Origin of the sequence: Comamonas sp. BIGb0152, from assembly GCF_024809975.1 — a bacterium.
Taxonomy (GTDB): domain Bacteria; phylum Pseudomonadota; class Gammaproteobacteria; order Burkholderiales; family Burkholderiaceae_C; genus Comamonas.
On the sequence record NZ_JANUDY010000003.1, the window covers coordinates 319,812 to 337,317 of the forward strand.

Consider the following 17,506-nt stretch of genomic DNA (forward strand, 5'->3'; position numbering starts at 1 on the left):
CCATTGCGCCATTCGCAGTGGGCCGGCCAGCGCCGTCATTGCAGCGTTTTCTACCGTTTGATCCATGAGCTTTGTGCTTGACGATGTGGGCCTGACCCACGCCAATGGTTTTGTCGCGCTCTCGGGCATCTGCCTGTCCGCCGCGCAGGGCGAGAGCATTGCGCTGATCGGCCCCTCCGGCGCGGGCAAGACCTCGCTGCTGACCGCCATCGGCACTGCGCACCTGCCCAGCAGCGGCCGCATGCAGGTGCTGGGCCAGGCGCTGCCCAGCGCACCGGCAACGCCCACAGCACGCCAGCTCAAAGCGCTGCGCAGCCTGATCGGCACCGTGCACCAAAGCGCGCCGATTGCGCTGCGCCAGCGGGTGGTCACCGCCGTGCTGGCTGGCCGCCTGGGCCAGTGGCCGCTGTGGAAGGCACTGGCCTCCTTGGCCTACCCGCAAGACATTGCCGGCGCCCGCGAGGCCTTGGCCCGGGTGCAGTTGGAGGACAAAATCTTTGCGCGCTGCGACCAGCTCTCGGGCGGCCAGTTGCAGCGCGTGGGCATTGCCCGGGTGCTCTACCAGCAGGCCCGTTTGATCCTGGCCGATGAGCCGGTATCCGCACTGGACCCTGCGCTGTCGCTGGCCACCGTGCAGCTGCTGGTGCAAGAGGCCGCCGCGCGCCAGGCCACCTTGGTGGCCAGCCTGCATGCGGTGGACCTGGCGCTTAGTTGCTTTGCGCGCATTGTCGGCATCCGCGATGGCCGCATCGCCTTTGACCTGCCGGCCGCGCAAGTGCGCCAGTCGCAGCTCCAGGCCTTGTACGCCCATGCCGATGGCAGTGCGGCAGCCCTGCCCACCCTTGCCAGCATGCGCAGCGCCGAGCCGCAGGCGGCAGCCAACGCTGCGGCCGAAGTGATCACATGCCGCTGATGGCAGCCAACACGATCCACACGGAGCGCCGCGATCCGGCCGCCCGTGGCCGGCTCATCGCGCTGCTGTTGGCGGTGGTCGTGCTGTGGCCGATGCTGCAGACCTCGGGCTTTTCGCTGGCCCCTTTTTTTGACAGCCGCAACCTCCAAGTGGTGGGCGGTTTTCTGGCCCAGTTTTTGCCGCCCGAGACCAGCCCGGAGTTTCTGGCCTACCTGGGCCAGGCCAGCCTGCAGACCCTGGCGATCGCCACTGCCGGTATGGCGCTGGCCTTGCTGCTGGCGCTGCCGCTGTCCTACCTGGCCAGCGGCGCTGCGCGCGAAAAGGTCAGCCTCAACCCCATCACCCGCAGCGTGTTGACGATTTTGCGTGGCGTGCCCGAGCTGGTGTGGGCGCTGGTGTTTGTGCGGGTGTTTGGCCTGGGCCCCGCCGCTGGCGTACTGGCCCTGGGCCTCACCTATGGCGGCATGCTGGCCAAGGTCTATGCCGAGATTCTGGAATCCGCCGACCCGGCCCCCGCCCGCGCGCTGCGCGCCAGCGGCGCAGGCCGTTTGCAGGCCCTGCTGTATGGCACGCTGCCGCAGGCGGCGCGGGAGCTTACGTCGTACAGCGTCTACCGCTGGGAATGCGCGATCCGCGCCTCGGTGGTCATGGGCTTTGTTGGCGCGGGCGGCCTGGGCCAGCTGATGGACCAGGCGATGAAGATGCTCAACGGCGGCGAAGTCGCCAGCATCTTGCTGGCTTTTATGCTGCTGGTGGCGCTGGCCGATCTGCTGTCTTGGTGGCTGCGCCGCGCGCTCGATACGCCGCCAGCAGCCCGCGCGCTGCCCTTTGGCTGGCGCAGCGCGGCGCTGCTGCTGCTCGGCGCTGCTGGTCTGTGGGCCAGCTTCTGGCTGCTCAATATCGACTGGTCAGCGCTCTTCAGCCGGGATGCGGTGCAATCGATGGGCAGCTTTGTGGCAAGCTTTTTCTCGCCCGACCTGAGCGCGGCCTGGCTGCGCAAGGTGGCCCAGGGGGTGTGGGAGACCCTGGCCATCTCCATCATCGGCACCTTGCTGGCGGCGGCCGGCGGGCTGCTGCTGGCCTTGCCGCGCTGGCGTGCGCCCTGGAACGCGCTGCTCAACCTGCTGCGCTCGGTGCCCGAGCTGGTCTGGGCGACGATCACCGTGCTGGCCGTGGGCCTGGGCCCGTTTGCCGGCGCGCTGGCCTTGGGCCTGCACACCGCCGGGGTGTTGGGCCGGCTCTATGCCGAGGCCTTGCAAAACGCACCCGCCGCACCCGCGCGGGCGCTGCGCCTGGCGGGCAGCAGCCGCCTGCTGGCCTTTTGCTATGGCACCCTGCCATCGGCCGCACCGCAGCTGCTGGCCTACACCTTGTACCGCTGGGAGATGAACATCCGCATGGCGGCCATCCTCGGCTTTGTCGGCGCTGGCGGCCTGGGCCAGTTGCTGTATTTCGAGCTCTCACTGTTCCACTATGCGCAGGCCAGCACCGTCATCATTGCCATGCTGTTGCTGAGCATGGCGGTGGACTGGAGCAGTGCCGCCCTGCGCCGCGCCATGCGCTAACCACGATTTTTGATGTCTCCCTCCACCCGCAAAACCTGGCAGCTGCTGATCCGCAGACTGCATCTGTATATCGGCCTGCTGGTCGCGCCCTTCATCGTCGTGGCCGCCGCGACCGGCCTGCTGTATGCGGTTACGCCCCAGCTGGAGAACCAGCTCTACCGCAGCGCGCTCAAGGCCACGCATCCGCCCGGAGCCCAGGCACAGCCGCTGTCTGCCCAGGTGCAAGCGGCCTTGCACAGCTTGCCCGCGCCAGCAACGGTGGTGGCCGTGCGCCCGGCACCTGATGGCGGCAGCACCACCCGCGTCATGGTGGCCGATGCAGCGCTGGGCACCTCCGAGTACCGCAGCCTCTTTGTGAACCCTTACACCTTGGCCCTGCAGGGCGACCTGACGGTCTATGGCACCAGCGGCGTGCTGCCGCTGCGCAAACAGCTCGATCTGCTACACCGCCAGCTGCTGATGGGTGAATGGGGCCGCACCTACAGCGAGCTGGCCGCCTCCTGGCTTTGGCTGTCCGGCTTGGGCGGCGTGGCGCTGTGGTGGCTTTCGCGCCCGCAGCGCGCTTCCGCCAACAAGGGCATGCTGCCGCCGCTGCGCCGCTGGCACCATGGGCTGGGCTTGTGGCTGCTGGTCGGTCTGCTGTTTCTGTCGGCCACGGGCCTGACCTGGTCGCGCTGGGCCGGTGGCCATTTTGGCCAGGCACTGCAGCAAATGGGCTGGCAAACACCTAGGTTGAATACCAACTTAAGCACGGACAACGCTGGCGCGCATGCCCACCACCAGCCAGCCGACCCGCATGCGGACCATGCAGAGCACCAGGCCGTACCGATGGCCATGGCCGGTATGACGGCTATGGCACCCACACCCCAAGACTTTGACACCGCCCTGGCACTCGCCCGCCAGCATGGCCTGGCATCTGCCAAGCTGGAGATTCGGCCACCGGCCGCCGCCAACAAAGCCTGGACGGTGACCGAGATCAACCGATCCTGGCCCACTGAAGTGGACGCGCTGGCGATTGACCTGGCCGCCGGCAAGGTGCTGCACCACAACCGCTTTAGCGACTACCCGCTGGCCTCCAAGCTCACGCGCTGGGGCATTGATCTGCACATGGGCAGCTGGGGTGTTCTGAACCAGGCCTTGCTGGTGCTGCTGGGCGCCGGCATTGTGGCGATGGCGCTGACCGGCTGGCTGCAGTGGCGCAAGCGCCCAGGCCGCAGCCGCGAATGGCTGCATGGCCAGCTGACCTTGGTCCACCAATGGCGCCAGTTGCCGCGTGCTGCTGCGTTGGCCCTGTTGCTGGTGGCCGTCGCCTTGGGCTGGCTGCTGCCGGTGCTGGGCTGCAGCCTGTTGGCACTGCTGGCGCTGGATGCCTGGATCTACCTGCGCCGATAGGCCAAAAAAATGCCCGGCACAGAGGTGGTGCCGGGCAGGTGAATAGCGCTGACTTGCTGGCGCTGGCTTTCCGCTCAGTGCGGCACAATCCGCGCCTCCGCCCCTGCGGGCGCAAAGCTGCTGCGCCACTTCCAGCCGGCGTAAGCGCACCAGAGCACCCCCACCAGCGCAATGCTGCCCCCCACGGGGCACAGGTAGGACAGGCCTGCGTGCATGCCAATCTGGCTGCCCAGCAAGGCACCCGCGCCGATGCCGATATTGAAGATGCCTGAGAACAAGGACATGCCGACATCGGTGGCATCCGATGCCAGGCGCAGCACCTTGGCCTGCAGCGGCAGCACCATGCACAGCATGGTGACACCCCAAATGGCGCAGACGAGGTAGAGCGCAGGCGGCCAGCGCGTGCTGGGCAGCAAGAGCCACAGGCAGGCCGTCAGCACCGCCATCGCAGACAGCAAAAAGCCGCGCGGCCAGCGTATGCCATAGCTGCTGAAAAGGATACTGCCGACCACGCCCATGCCGCCGTACAGCAGCAGCACCCAGGTGGTGACCTGGTTGTTCAGCCCGGCCTCGCGCTGGATCAGCGGCTCGATATAGCTGTAGACGGTGAACTGCGCGGTCACCATCAAAATCAGCAAGGCATAGGTGGCCGACAGCGCCGGGCGCTTGAACAGCAGCGGAATGCTGTTAAGCGAGCCGGCATTCTCGCTTGGCAGCAAGGGCAGCAGGCGCCACAGCACCAGCATCACGCCCAGGGCCACCACACCGATGATGCCGAAGGTGGTGCGCCAGCCCAGCGCTTCGCCCACCATGCGCCCCAAAGGCACGCCCAGCACCATCGCCAAGGTGGTGCCAGTCGCCAGCAAGCCCAGGGCCTGCGTCCGCTTGTCCTGGGGCGCAATGCGCACCGCCAACGATGCGGTAATCGACCAGAACACCGCATGCGCCAGCGCAATGCCGATTCGGCTGATCAGCAGCGTGGCGTAATTCCAGGCGATGGCCGACAGCCCATGGCTCAGCACAAACAGCGCGAACACCCCCATCAGCAGCTTGCGGCGCTCGACGTTCTTGGTCATCAGCATGCAGGGCAGCGAGGTCAACGCCACAATCCAGGCATAGATGGTCAGCATCAGACCCACCTGCTCGGTGCCCATGCCAAAGCTGCCGCCGATGTCGCTGAGCAGGCCCACCGGCACAAACTCGGTGGTGTTGAAAACAAAGGCGCCCATGGCCAGGGCGATAACGCCCAGCCAGGCCTGGCGGCGGGTTAAAGATGCGGAGTCGGTCATGGCAATGAAAAAAGCCGCTGCTCCAAAGTGGAGAGCGGCTCGCCAGTGTGCCAAAAAACAGCGTTTTCCCTAGGGCATCCAGGGAAAACCCTTTACTCGACCCTGGTGGTGCTCAGGCCGCCAGCGTTTGCGGCTGCAGCTGCTGCAATTGCTGCGCTTCGAGCTTGCGGTGCAGCTGCACCGTGGTGGCGCAGGCGCGGGCCAGCTCGGCGCCCTTCTTCACAAAATGCTGGTGGAAGAAGTCATGGTGCTCTTGCGAGTCGTGGAAGTCGCGCGGCGTCAACACGGCCGAGAACACCGGCACGCCGCTGTCCAGCTGCACGCGCATCAGGCCGTCGATCACCGCCGTGGTCACAAACTCGTGGCGGTAGATGCCACCATTGACCACCAGGCCGCAGGCCATCAGCCCGGCATACTGGCCGCTTTGCGCCAGGCGCTTGAGCAACAAGGGGATCTCGAATGCGCCAGGCACGTCGTAGAGGTCGATCTGGTCGGCGTGCCAGCCTTGTTGGGCCAGTTCGGCCAAGGCCGCATCGCGTGCCTGGTGCACGATATCGGAATGCCATTGCGCGCTGACAATCGCCAGGCGCGAGGCTTTGCTGATGGCGTAAGAAATACTGGAATGCTGATTCATGGTTCTGCTGTCCTTCAATGACCTGAATCAGGGCGCGCGCAAGCCTGCTGCACAACCCAGCGCACAAGCGCAGGGCTGCAAAAGGCTTGCGCGATTCTCTTTCATCCGGACTGTAACCGTCGGCTCTGGCATCGCACCAGATCTGCTGACCTTGCGCAGCCGTAGGCCTTGCAAGCGCTCGCGGGCTCCTGGCCGCTAAGGACCAGATACCGCCGGTGGGGAATTACACCCCGCCCTGAGAATAACGCTGAGCCGCTGCCGTCTTGCCCTTGCTGGCCAAGCCTGCAGCAGGCTCGCCGGCCGATTGTAGAAGGGATGGGATACAAACACCGTCACCCTGGTTTTTGATGCGCAGGAAACTTGTTATCGATCGATGTTTGCCGACCCTGCCCGCCCAGCGCACGCGGCCCAACCCAGTGCAGCCTGGTACAGCCTGGTGCACAGCCCGCACCATGCCTCTACACTGCGGCATCCCCCAACCATCTGCCCCCATCGCCCGCCCCTCCATGGCCCAACTGAACTTTCTGCTCACCCGCATGCCCAGCCCGCTGGGACCCATCTTGCTGCTTTGCGATGCGCAGCAGCGCCTGCGCGCCCTCGATTGGCAAGGTTACGAAGCGCGCATGCAGCTGCTGATGCGCCGCCAGTACCCGCGTGATGAGGTGGTGATGCAAGCCCGTACACCCGCGCAAGGGCCGGTGGCCGAGGCACTGACCGCCTATTTCGACGGTGAGCTGCAGGCGCTCGATGGGCTGGCGCTGGCGCTGGGTGGCACTGATTTTCAGCGCCAGGTTTGGGCGGCGCTGCGCGGCATCCCGGCTGGCAGTACACGCAGCTATGCCAGCCTGGCCGCACAGATAGGCCGGCCGGCAGCGGTGCGCGCGCTGGGCATGGCCAATGGCGCCAACCCCATCAGCATCGTGCTGCCCTGCCACCGGGTGATTGGCAGCAATGCAGCGCTGACCGGCTATGCCGGCGGCCTGCAGCGCAAGCAGTGGCTTTTGAACCACGAAGCGACGCACGCAAAAAAGCCCGCCTAAGCGGGCTCTTGGCGCCGGATCCAGCGCGGTTTTGTGCGCGCCGCTGGCTGATTATTCGCCAATAGGCGTCTTCTTGCCGCCCACATAGTGGCTCAGGGTGTACAGCGGTACCTTGAGCTCGCCGTTTTCCTGGAAGGCAATCTTCGCCGTCACGCCGCTGTACTCGGACTTGCGCAGCTCGGGCAGGTACTTCTTGGGATCGGTGGAGTCCGCACGCTTCATCGCGTCCACGATCAGCATGGTCGCGTCATAGAAGTAAGGGCTGTAGACCTGGAACACACCGGGGTTCTTGGCGTCGTAGCGCTTCTTCCATTCCGTGCCGCCAGGCATCTTGGCCAGCGAGGCGCCACCGTCGGCGCAGATCACATTGCCCAAGGTCTTGGTGCCCGTGGCCAGCTTGGCCAGCTCGGCGGTACAGATGCCATCGCCGCCGAAGAACTTCACATTGGTCATGCCCAGCTGCACCATCTGGCGCAGCATGGGGCCGGCTTGCGCATCCATGCCGCCATAGAAGATCGCATCGGGCTTCTTGGCCTTGATGGAGGTCAGGATGGCCATGAAGTCCGTGGCCTTGTCGTTGGTGAACTCGGAGGCCACAATGTTCACGCCCTTGGCGCCAGCATCCTTCTTGAACACATTGGCCAGGCCCTGGCCGTAGGCGGTGCGGTCGTCGATCACAGCCACGTTCTTGAGCTTGAGGGTATCGGCCGCATAACCCGCCAGTGCAGCGCCCAGTGCGTTGTCATTGGCAATGATGCGGAAGACGCCAGGGTAGCCGGGGCGGGTCAGCTCGGGGTTGGTGGCAGCGCCGGTGATGAAGGGCACGCCGCAGTCATTGAAGATCTTGGACGAGGGAATGGCCACGCCCGAGTTCAAGATACCGGCAACCGCCGCGACCTTGTCATCGCAGAGCTTTTGGGCAGCGGCAGTGCCCTGCTTGGGATCGGCCGCATCGTCTTCGGCCACCACTTCGAACTTGATCTTCTTGCCGCCGATGGTGACGCCCTGGGCATTGAGGTCTTCCACCGCAAAGCGCACGCCGGTGACGTTGTCCTTGCCATAGTGGGCCTGAGGTCCGGACAGCGGGCTCATCGTACCGATCTTCACCACCTCCTGTGCGTTGGCAGCCACTGCCACACCCGCCACCAGCATGGCCACTGCGGCCTTGATACTTTTATCCATTGCGTCGTACTCCATCAAAAGCGTCTGTTGATCGCCACCGGCACCCGCTTTTGCCACCCTGCCACTCGTAATGTGGGCGGCTTGGCTGATGCATTACCGAAATCGATAGCGTGACAGTGATTTTTTATCTAGCTAGGCCTACGACGGTATTAGGACAAGTCCTGTAAAAATAGCGACACAGTGGGTTTGAAATAGCATATAAGCGCCAAGGCATGGGGCTTGAAAGCAATTGCTGCATTGCATCAATCGCCCGGAAATTCGGGCCAGGGCAGCAACTTCTCGATACCTGCTGCCACACGGGCTGCCAGGGTGCTGACCGATGTCTCCCCGGTGTCTCCTGTTTGCGACGTGGCAGCCTCTGTAAAGTTTGGCAAAACACTGCATGGGGGCACTTCCGCAGTCAACCCTTGTGGCATGCGAAACGTCTTTACATTGATGGGCCCATGTCTGCGGTTTTGAGGATGTAACGGTTAGCATTGGGAATCGCGCTTGCCGAACCTATGGCCTCCATGCCCGTCCAAGCCACCACACAACCAGAAAGGCTCGAATATGAATTATCGTCACTTGCTCAGCATTGCCACCGTGGCGGTGAGCGCACTGCTCACCACCGGCTGTGTCGCCACCGGCAGCGACGGCTATTACAGCGATTCAGGCTACGGCAGCTATGGCACCGGTTATGGCTACCAGCAACCTTCACAAACCATTTATGTGCAGGACCGCTATAACGACGACCGCTATTACCGCGAACGTGACCGCGACCGCGATCGCGCAGCCCGCGAGCAGGAAGCACGCCAACGCGACCGAGACCGTGACCGTGATCGCCAGGCCCGTGACCGCGACCGTGATCAGCGCTCCCGCGATGAGGACCGCCGCCGCGAGTTGGAGCGCCAGTCGCAAAACCGTGAACGCGAAAACCGCGAGCGTGACCGCAACCGCTTTGGCGAAAGCCGACACCAGCAAGAATGCGCCGCCGCCGCACGCCAGAATGCAGCGGGCAGTGACAATGTGCTGACCCCCAGCCGCCCCTGCCGCTGAACCACTGCCAGGCCTGTGCAGCAATGACAGGACCTGGCCTACAAGGAGTTTTCACCATGCGCACTCTTCGTCTCGCAACGATGACCATCACCGTGGCCAGCGCCCTGCTGTTGGGCGGCTGCGTGGTCGCGCCCGCAGACGGCGTGTACTACGGCGATGCCTACTCGACCTATTCCACGCCCACCTATGGCTACGGCTATGGCGGCTACGGCTACAACAGCTACCCGTACTACGGCAGCAGCTCCTTGGTCATCCAAAGCTCGCCTACCTATGTCTATGGCGGCGGCCGGCCTTATTACCGCCCAGGCGGTGGTTACTACCGGCCCCCGGGTGGCGGCTATAACCGCCCCGGTTATGGCCACAGCCGGCCCCAGCCATCGCGCCCTGCGCAGCAACTCGCGCCCGGCACCGGCTCCAACTTTGGCCGACCTTCTGGCGGTGGCCCGCGCCCGAGCGCACCCGCCGCTCGTCCCAACGGGGGCCAGTTTGGTGGCCAGTTCCAGCGCTAGCCACGGGCAGCTTCAAGCCCAGGCCTCCCTGCCATGCGCCTCACATCGGTAATCCGCCCATCGCACCACAAGCCCGCTGCTTTGCTGGCCCTGTGGTGCGCTTGTGTGCTGGCGGCACCCTGGGCCCAGGCCCAAGTCACCCGTTGCATTGATGCCAACACCGGCAAGGTGAGCTACACCGATGGCGCCTGCAGCAGCGGTGCCAAGGCCACCGAGATTGAGCGCCGCAAAACCGACGAAGAACTGGCCCAAGACCGTGCCCGTGAGCAGGAAGCACTGCAAGCCAAGGCAGACCGGCGCGAGCAGGAACTGGCCCAGCGCCGCCTGCAAGCCGATGAGCGCGCCGAGCAACGCGAACAAAGAGCCGCCAGCCGTGGCACTGCGGCCAACCCGGCCCAGTCCGCTGCCTGCCAGCAGTCGCGTGAACGCTACAGCGCCGCATCCGAAGCCGCTGCCGACAAGGCCATGGGCAGCAGCGCCCAGCTGGAGGCTGCCAAGCGCCAGATGGAGCTTGACTGCCTGGGCCCGGAAGCCTACAGCCGCCTGGAAGCCAGCCGCCCGGCTCCCAGCGCCGTTGTGCCTGTCGATCCCTACGGCGACCGCTACCCCTATTACCGCCCGCCTCCACCCCGGCCACCGGTGCAGCCTGCTCCGGCACCCAGCATCAGCCGTTGTGATGTCTTCAAATGCGTGGACTCCCAAGGCTATTCGCATCCGCGTGGCCAGATTGGCGAGACCGTGCGCCCACCCGCCCCGGGCGCCAACCCGCGCAGCTGCCGCAGCCAAGGGGGCAACGCGCCCTGCTAAGGGCTGAGATCAAGGGTCTACACGGGCAGCCTTGATTAATGCGCCGAATCTGCTGAACTTGCAGGGCCCACCAAATACACCGCCGCTTGCAGGCCGTGGTGCACGGTCTGGTAACGCAGCACCACACCCAGCTCTTTGCGCATCCGCGTATTGCTCAGCCGCCGCGATTCGCGCATAAAACTCAGCAAGGTGGGGCTGAGCTGCTGCTCCGCCTCTGCCAGGCTAATACGGGCCGGGTGCGGCAGGCGCCAAAGGTCGGCAGCCAGGTCAAAATAATCGCCCATCGGCATGGCAGAGTCATCGGCCACATTGGTGATGCGCTGGGGCCTGCCCCGCCACAGGGCTCGCTCCACCGCCCGCGCCAGGTCATCGGCATGGATATGGCTGGTATAGACATCGTCTTCGCGCCGCAGCAGCGGCGTGCCGCGCTGCAAGCGCCCCAGGGGCGTGCCGCCCTCGCGGTCGCCCGCGTAGATGCCGGGAATGCGCAGCACATGCACCCCCGCGCCGCTGGCGCCCAAACGCAGCGCCCATTGGCGCAACTGGCGCTCGGCATCCACCCGGCGCAAGGCCCGGGCGGTGGAGGCGCGCAGTGCATGCGTTTCGCGCACCCATTCGCCATCCCAGTTGCCATACACACCGCTGGTAGAGCCGTAGACAATGCGCGGCGCCTGGCCCGCACGGCAGACCAGGGCGCGCAGCAGGTTGCGGCTGCGCAGATCGCGCGAAGAGGCGGCTTGCGACAGGCCTGCGGGCGGCTGTGCCGGGGGCGCCAGGTGCACCAGGCGCTGGGCCAGGCCGGCGAGCCGGCGCAGGCTGCGCGGGTCATCGAGATTGCCTTGTAACGGGGTGGCCCCCAAGGCACGCAGGTGCTCCAGGCGTTGCGCAGAGGAGGTCAGTGCCCGCACCAAGGGGCCACGCGCCGTGCGCGGGTCCTGGCCCGCGCGCTGCCACAGCCGCAGCACACGCTGGCCCACATCGCCGCAGCCCACGATCAGCACCCGCTGGCGCCGAAAACGGGCTGGCAGGGCCGTCAGGCCACGCGGTCGGAGCCCAGCTTGCGGGCTTTGGTTTGAAGGCACAATAAGCTTTCGTGGTTCATGTTGGGGCACACCGGAGTCTAGCGTCTGGAGCGACTTGCAAATGCGCAAGCCTCCCCCATTTATGCATACCCAGGCGCTTGCGAGCGCCGTTGTTTTGTGTCGATAAGGAATTTTGGTGCAATGAGCTCTTTGTCCAGCGCGTTTCAAATCTCGGTCCTGCCCAGCGGACGCGCATTTGCCACCCAGGCCTCGGAAGCAATCCTCACGGCGGCCATCCGCAGCGGCGTGGGCCTGCCCTATGGCTGCAAGGATGGTGCCTGCAGCTCCTGCAAATGCAAGAAACTCAGCGGCACTGTCGTGCATGGCCCCCACAGCGAGCGGGCCTTGAGCCCCCAGGAAGAAGCCGACGGCATGATCCTGCCGTGCTGCGCCGTGCCCACCAGCGATGTGGTGATCGAGTCGCGCCATGTCACCGATGAAAGCGCGTTTCCGATCAAGAAAATGCCTGTGCGGGTGCAGGCCATCGAGCGCCTCTCTCCCGATGTCGTCAAGCTGCGGCTGCAGCTGCCGGCCGCCGACAGCTTTCGCTACCACGCCGGCCAGTACATCGAATTTTTGCTCGCGGGCGGCCTGCGCCGCGCGTACTCGATGGCGCTTGCGCCGCACCACCAGGACAGCACGCCCGGTCTGGAGTTGCATATCCGCCACACACCAGGCGGCCTGTTCACCGACCATGTGTTCGGCGTGATGAAGGAGCGCGAGATCCTGCGCATTGAGGGCCCGTTTGGCAGCTTCTACCTGCATGAGGGCGACAAGCCCATGGTCTTTTTAGCCTCGGGCACCGGCTTTGCGCCCATCAAGGCCCTGGTCGAGCAGCTGCAGCACCAGGGCAATACCCGCCCGGTGACGGTGTACTGGGGCGGGCGCCGCCCCCAAGACCTGTACATGCACGACTGGATGCTGGCACGCAGTGCCGAGATGCCCCAGCTGCAGTACGTGCCCGTGGCCTCCCATGCGCTGGCCGAAGACGGCTGGCAAGGCCGCAGCGGCTTTGTGCACCAGGCCGTCCTCGATGATTTCCCCGACCTTTCGGGCTACGAGGTCTACGCCTGTGGCGCGCCCATTGTGGTGGATTCGGCCCGTGCCAGCTTTACGGCGCAACGCGGCCTGCCCGATGACGCATTCTTTGCCGATTCGTTCGTGACCGAAGCAGACAAGCAAAACCAGATCATCTGAGCTGCTGCGCCCCAGGACCCGAGACGCGGCCGAACGCCATCGGTGGCGAGCACGTCACACCGACTACACAGCGCAGCCGCTACACTTGAAAATTTTTTGGGGGTAGTGCCTGCTCATCGCAGACGCTGCGTCGTTCTTCCCTCCTACACAAGACACAAAAGCATGCAACGCAGAAATATCCTGTTATCCACCCTCCTGGCTGCCTCCGTCCTCAGCGCACCTGCTGCCTTTGCGGCCGATCCTGTGATCCGCCTGGTCGTGCCCTACGCGCCCGGTGGCCCACTGGATGTCACATCGCGCATTCTGGCCGAGCGGGTCCGCGACCAGCTGGGCACCGTGGTCATCGACAACAAGGCGGGTGCCGGCGGCAATATCGGCGCCGACATTGTGGCTAAAGCGGCACCCGATGGCCTGACCATCGGCCTGTCGGCCACGGCCACGCACGCGGTCAACCCTTGGCTCTATACCAAGATGCCTTTCAACGCGGCCAAGGATTTCACGGCCATCACGCAGATGGTGCGCGTGCCCAATGTGCTGGTGATGAACACCGAGCGCGCCAAGGCCTTGCAGATCAGCAATGTGCAGGACCTGATCGCCTACGCCAAGAAAAATCCTGGCAAGCTCAATTTCGGCAGCGGCGGCAATGGCAGCGCCGGCCACCTGGCTGGCGAGATGATGAAGCGCCAGGCCGGCATTTTTGCGGTGCACGTGCCCTACCGTGGCGCCAACCCGGCCCAGCTGGCCCTGCTGTCCGGTGAGGTCGATTTCAACATCGACAACCTGGCTGCTGCCTCGGTCAACATCCACAGCGGCAAGCTCACCGCCCTGGCCGTCACCAGCCTGCATGCCAGCCCCATGCTGCCCGGTGTGCCGCCCTTGGCTGACACCCTCAAGGGCTTTGAGATCGACACCTGGTGGGGCCTGGTGGCACCGGCCAACACACCGGCCGATGTCATCAACCGCCTCAACAAGGCCTTCACCGAGGCCCTCAAGGACCCCACCACCAAGACCCGCTTTGCCAGCCTGATGGCTGAGCCCGTGCCCACCACGCCGGCGGAGTTTGACAAGTTCATGGCCGCTGAGCGCAACAAGTACGAGTCGGTGGTCAAGCTCTCGGGCGCCAAGGTCGACTAGGGCCCAGGCTCCGGTCAGTTCGCGCCCATTTAAAAGCCCCGCCAGCATGCTGCTGCGGGGCTTTGCGCTTGGTGCGTAGGCCTCAGCTCAGCGCCACCACCCAGGCCCCTGGCTGCGCTGAACGCCCTGCGCCAGCAGCGGCTGCAGTTGCGCATCGCTCACCCAGGCGGGCTGCAGCTCCTGGAGCGGCGCCAGCACAAAGGCGCGCTGCCACATGCGCGGATGGGGCAACTCCAGGTCGGGCATCGCGATCACCGTGGCGCGGCTGCCATAGAGCAGCACATCCAGGTCCAGCGTTCTGGGCGCATTGCGGTAAGGCCGCTCCCGGCCGGCATCCAGCTCTAGCTGCTGCAGCAAGCGCAAGAGCTGGTGCGCAGACAGCGCCGTGCGCAGCTCCGCCACTGCATTGAGGTAGTCGGGTCCCGACGAATCCACGGGCCGGCTGGCATAGAGTGAGGAGACCGCCTGCACGGCGACCCCGGCGCTGGCGTCCAACTGCTGCAAGGCCAGACGCAGGGCCTCACCCCGGTCACCCAGATTGGCGCCCAGGCCTATCCAGACTGGCAGCGCCTGTCCGGCGGGCGGCGCGGCATCGCCGCTTGCCAGCCGCTCGGCCTCAACGGCCAGCGGCAAGGCCGCAGCCATGGATGTCGCAGCTGGGGGCCGGCTCATTCACTGTCAGCGGCTGCACTGCCGCCCGCATCTGCGGCGCCAGGTTTGCGGCGGCGACGGCGGCGTTTTTTGGCAGGCGCATTGACGGCGCCACCATCGTCAGCGTCCATGGCCTGCTGCGCCACCTGGTCCAGGCTGGAGCCGCTTTCTTGCTCGACGCCGCTGTCTGCCACGGGCTTTCTCGGGCTGCGCTTGGGCTTGGCCGCGCCCGTCTTGGGCTTGGCACGCTGCTCTTCGCGCACCTGCTCGATCAGGTCTTCACGGCGTGCCTCATCAGCCTGCTGGAACTCCTGCCACCAGTTGGCCAGTGCTTCATCGACCTCAGCCACATCGGCACGCAAACGCAGAAAATCGAAACCGGCACGGAAGCGCGCCTGCGCAATCATGCCAAATGGTGTGCTGCCCGTGCGCTTTTCAAAGCGCGGTTGCATCACCCAAATCTCGCGCATGTCAGCGGCCAGCTTGCCCCGGCCGGACACATCCCCAATGCGCAGGTTGAAGACATCGTCAATGGCATCTTGCAAGGCCGGGTGCGGGTGCTCGCCGCGCAGCATGCGCTTGTCCCAGCCGGCTTTGACGTCTTGCCACAGCACGCAGGCGAGCAGGAAGCTGGGCGCCACGCTCTTGCCTTCGGCCACGCGGCGGTCGGTGTCCATCAGCGCGGCCTGCACAAAGGGCAGATCGGCGCGGTCCACCACCACATCGAGCAGCGGGTAAATGCCCTTGGCCAGGCCCAGATGGCGCAATTGCTCGATCGAGGCCAGCGAATGCCCGGTTTGCAAGAGCTTGAGCATCTCGTCAAACATGCGGCTTTGCGGCACTTCCTGCAGCAGCTGGGCGCACTCCACCAAGGGCTTGGCCGTCTTGGGGTCAATCGTGAAGCCCTTCTTGCTGAGCTTGGCAGCAAAGCGCACGGCGCGGATGATGCGCACCGGGTCTTCGCGGTAGCGCGTGACCGGGTCGCCAATCATGCGCAGCACCAGCTTTTGGGCATCGCGGATACCCTTGTGGTAGTCCACCACGATCTGGGTCTGCGGGTCGTAGTACATGGCGTTGACGGTGAAGTCGCGCCGCGCTGCATCCTCGTTTTGCGGGCCCCAGACGTTGTCGCGCAGCACGCGGCCGCTTTCGTCAACGGCCAGCTTCATGCCGGCCAGGGCTGCCTTGCTGGTTTTTTCGTTGCCCTGCACCTGCTCGGCCTTGGAGCTGTCGAGAAAGGCGCGGAAGGTGGTCACCTCGATGACCTCGTTCTCGCGGCCTCGGCCATAGACCACGTGCACGATGCGAAAGCGCCGCCCGATGATGAAGGCGCGGCGAAACAGGCTCTTGACCTGCTCGGGCGTGGCATTGGTGGCCACGTCAAAGTCCTTGGGGCGCAGGCCCAGCAGCAGATCGCGCACCGCACCGCCGACGACATAGGCTTCAAAGCCCGCTTCCTTCAAGGTGCTGCAGACATCCACCGCCCGGCGGTCGACCATCGCTGGATCGATCTTGTGGACATCGACGCCGACTTCCTCGCGCTTGCCGAAAGGGTTCTTGGTTTTGCTGGCGGCCGTAGCCTTGCCCAGCAGTTTGTCAATGATGTTCTTGATCATGCGTGAGGCTCCAGCAGGTCCAGGATGCGCCAGCCGCGCTCGGCAGCCAATTGGCGCAGGCGGTCGTCAGGGTTGGTGGCCACCGGGGTGTTGACTTTTTCCAGCAGTGGCACGTCGTTCATCGAATCGCTGTAGAAGATACTGTCCACGCTGTCCCAGCGCAGGCCGCGCTCGGCCATCCAGGCCTCCATGCGGGTGACCTTGCCGGCGCGCATGGTGGGCACACCCTCGATCTCACCGGTGATCCAGCCCGAGGCATCGCGCGCCAGGTTGACGGCCAGCAAATGCTCCACACCCAAGGCCCGCGCGATGGGGCGGGTCACAAACTCATTGGTGGCCGTGACAATCACGATGGTGTCACCCGCATCCCGGTGCTGCTGCAGCAGCGCACGTGCGGCCGGCTGGATGTGCGGCTCGATGACCTCTTGCATGAAAGCGCGGTGGGCCTCATCGGCCGCCTGCTGCCCCAGCTTGCGAATGGCCTCGGTGGCAAAACGCACATAGGCATGGATGTCGAGCGTGCCTTTTTGGTAATCGGCAAAGAAGGCGGCATTGCGGCTGCCAAACGCTTGCTTGTCGCACCAGCCCTTGCGCAAGGTGAACTCGCCCCATTCGTAGTCCGAATCAAGCGGCAGCAAGGTGTGGTCCAGGTCAAAAAGCGCAAGCCGTGTGCCGGCGCCATCAGGTTGGTTCATTCAAAAAATCTCGGTTGTTGCTGCCAGATCACTTATTCGGTCTCCAGCATGTCCTTGAGCAACGGTATTGTCAGGCCCCGTTTGTTGCGCAAGGCAAAATTGTCCAGGTGGTCCAGCAGTTGCATCAGGCTGCCCAAATCGCGTGAAAAGCGCTTGAGCATGTAATCCATCACATCGTCGGTCAATACCAGGCCACGTCGTTTGGCTTCGTCTTTCAAAACCCCTCTGCGCTGTGCTTCGCTGAGCAGATGGAGTTGGTAGATTTCGCCCCAGCCCAGCCGGGTGCGCAAATCGTCACGCAGTTTCAGATCGGACGGCGGCACATCGCCAGCGGCCAGCACCCAGCGCCGTGCACCCGTTGCCGGGCTGGTGGCGTTGACGAACCAGTTGAAGGCCGCAGCCTGCTGCACCGGGTTGTACAGATGCACCTCATCCAGCACCACCGCCGACCAACGCTCGTTGAAGGCGCTGGGAAAGCGGGTGCTCGCATCGAGCCAGCCCACGGGCGCGCCTTGCTCGCGCAAGGCTTCGGCCACAGCACGCAACAAATAGGTCTTGCCGCAGCCCATCTCGCCCCAGAGGTAGGTCGGCACGGTCGAGCGCGGCGTGTCCCAGGCTTCATTGACCTGCGCATGCAAGTGCGCAAGCGCCGCCTGGTTGGAGCCGGCAAAAAACCGGTTCAGGTTGGGCCCTGGTGCCAGACCCAGATCCAAAGCCATCTGCTTCATGCACCTGCTCCAACCCACGCCCCTGCCCGCCGTGCAG

17 protein-coding genes and 1 riboswitch are annotated in these 17,506 nt (G+C 65.0%); of the genes, 9 read left to right on the forward strand and 8 right to left on the reverse strand.

Translation table 11 applies throughout. The features are described 5' to 3' along the window. Nucleotides 1-64 precede the first annotated feature (64 nt). Genes M2375_RS08395 through M2375_RS08405 form a run of 3 tightly spaced genes read left to right on the forward strand, consistent with a single transcriptional unit; the run spans nt 65 to nt 3,870 of the window. Entirely contained in the window at nt 65-913 is an 849-nt protein-coding gene (locus tag M2375_RS08395) for a phosphonate ABC transporter ATP-binding protein (protein WP_259165148.1), read from the forward strand. After that, nucleotides 913-2,478 (forward strand): phosphonate ABC transporter, permease protein PhnE, encoded by a 1,566-nt coding sequence (gene phnE, locus M2375_RS08400; protein WP_404979292.1) that lies wholly within the window; start codon nt 913-915, stop codon nt 2,476-2,478. Before M2375_RS08395 ends, phnE begins: the two co-directional genes overlap by 1 nt. Nucleotides 2,479-2,490: 12 nt before the next feature. After that, nucleotides 2,491-3,870, forward strand: a complete 1,380-nt coding sequence (locus tag M2375_RS08405; protein WP_259165150.1) for a PepSY domain-containing protein — start codon at nt 2,491-2,493, stop codon at nt 3,868-3,870. Between the two features lie 74 nt (nt 3,871-3,944). Here the strand turns inward: M2375_RS08405 and M2375_RS08410 are convergent, their stop codons facing one another. Together M2375_RS08410 and M2375_RS08415 are read right to left on the reverse strand one after the other, a co-directional pair. Then, on the reverse strand, nt 3,945-5,159 hold the full coding sequence (locus tag M2375_RS08410; protein ID WP_259165152.1) for a sugar transporter: 1,215 nt from the start codon (nt 5,157-5,159) through the stop codon (nt 3,945-3,947). Between the two features lie 112 nt (nt 5,160-5,271). Further along, nucleotides 5,272-5,793 carry a 6,7-dimethyl-8-ribityllumazine synthase gene (locus M2375_RS08415; RefSeq protein ID WP_259165154.1) on the reverse strand — a complete coding sequence of 174 codons (522 nt, stop codon included), beginning with the start codon at nt 5,791-5,793 and terminating at the stop codon, nt 5,272-5,274. Between the two features lie 89 nt (nt 5,794-5,882). Then, nucleotides 5,883-6,040: riboswitch (FMN riboswitch) on the reverse strand. Between the two features lie 259 nt (nt 6,041-6,299). Between M2375_RS08415 and M2375_RS08420 the strand changes: the two genes are divergently transcribed. After that, nucleotides 6,300-6,833 (forward strand): methylated-DNA--[protein]-cysteine S-methyltransferase, encoded by a 534-nt coding sequence (locus tag M2375_RS08420; RefSeq protein ID WP_259165155.1) that lies wholly within the window; start codon nt 6,300-6,302, stop codon nt 6,831-6,833. Between the two features lie 51 nt (nt 6,834-6,884). Here M2375_RS08420 and M2375_RS08425 read toward each other — a convergent pair whose 3' ends face one another. Further along, a complete protein-coding gene (locus M2375_RS08425; protein ID WP_259165156.1) occupies nt 6,885-8,015 on the reverse strand; it encodes a branched-chain amino acid ABC transporter substrate-binding protein in 1,131 nt (376 codons plus the stop codon). A gap of 549 nt (nt 8,016-8,564) precedes the next feature. Here M2375_RS08425 and M2375_RS08430 point away from each other — a divergent pair. Genes M2375_RS08430 through M2375_RS08440 form a run of 3 tightly spaced genes read left to right on the forward strand, consistent with a single transcriptional unit; the run spans nt 8,565 to nt 10,366 of the window. After that, a complete protein-coding gene (locus tag M2375_RS08430) occupies nt 8,565-9,050 on the forward strand; it encodes a hypothetical protein (RefSeq protein WP_259165157.1) in 486 nt (161 codons plus the stop codon). Between the two features lie 56 nt (nt 9,051-9,106). Continuing rightward, complete coding sequence (locus tag M2375_RS08435; RefSeq protein ID WP_259165158.1) at nt 9,107-9,559, forward strand: hypothetical protein; 453 nt, start codon at nt 9,107-9,109, stop codon at nt 9,557-9,559. Nucleotides 9,560-9,592: 33 nt separating this feature from the next. Then, nucleotides 9,593-10,366: a DUF4124 domain-containing protein gene (locus tag M2375_RS08440; RefSeq protein WP_259165159.1), complete on the forward strand. Its 774-nt coding sequence runs from the start codon at nt 9,593-9,595 to the stop codon at nt 10,364-10,366. A 35-nt stretch (nt 10,367-10,401) separates the two neighbouring features. Here the strand turns inward: M2375_RS08440 and M2375_RS08445 are convergent, their stop codons facing one another. Next, the gene (locus M2375_RS08445) at nt 10,402-11,448 is read right to left on the reverse strand and encodes an NAD-dependent epimerase/dehydratase family protein (protein WP_404979293.1); all 1,047 of its coding nucleotides are present in this window, start codon (nt 11,446-11,448) and stop codon (nt 10,402-10,404) included. A gap of 141 nt (nt 11,449-11,589) precedes the next feature. Between M2375_RS08445 and M2375_RS08450 the strand changes: the two genes are divergently transcribed. Continuing rightward, nucleotides 11,590-12,645: a CDP-6-deoxy-delta-3,4-glucoseen reductase gene (locus M2375_RS08450; protein ID WP_259165160.1), complete on the forward strand. Its 1,056-nt coding sequence runs from the start codon at nt 11,590-11,592 to the stop codon at nt 12,643-12,645. Nucleotides 12,646-12,807: 162 nt separating this feature from the next. Then, nucleotides 12,808-13,779, forward strand: a complete 972-nt coding sequence (locus M2375_RS08455) for a tripartite tricarboxylate transporter substrate binding protein (protein WP_259165161.1) — start codon at nt 12,808-12,810, stop codon at nt 13,777-13,779. A gap of 87 nt (nt 13,780-13,866) precedes the next feature. On the opposite strand, the gene folK is transcribed toward M2375_RS08455, so the two are convergent. From folK to hda, 4 genes are read right to left on the reverse strand one after another with little or no spacing between them, the layout of a single operon-like run. Further along, entirely contained in the window at nt 13,867-14,424 is a 558-nt protein-coding gene (gene folK / locus M2375_RS08460; RefSeq protein WP_259165162.1) for a 2-amino-4-hydroxy-6-hydroxymethyldihydropteridine diphosphokinase, read from the reverse strand. A 23-nt stretch (nt 14,425-14,447) separates the two neighbouring features. Next, nucleotides 14,448-16,046 (reverse strand): polynucleotide adenylyltransferase PcnB, encoded by a 1,599-nt coding sequence (gene pcnB / locus M2375_RS08465; protein WP_259165163.1) that lies wholly within the window; start codon nt 16,044-16,046, stop codon nt 14,448-14,450. Beyond that, nucleotides 16,043-16,741 (reverse strand): HAD family phosphatase, encoded by a 699-nt coding sequence (locus M2375_RS08470; RefSeq protein ID WP_259165164.1) that lies wholly within the window; start codon nt 16,739-16,741, stop codon nt 16,043-16,045. The genes pcnB and M2375_RS08470 overlap by 4 nt, the downstream gene beginning before the upstream one ends. 32 nt (nt 16,742-16,773) lie before the next feature. Continuing rightward, nucleotides 16,774-17,469, reverse strand: coding sequence for a DnaA regulatory inactivator Hda (gene hda / locus M2375_RS08475; protein ID WP_259165167.1), 696 nt, complete (start codon nt 17,467-17,469; stop codon nt 16,774-16,776). Nucleotides 17,470-17,506 lie beyond the last annotated feature (37 nt).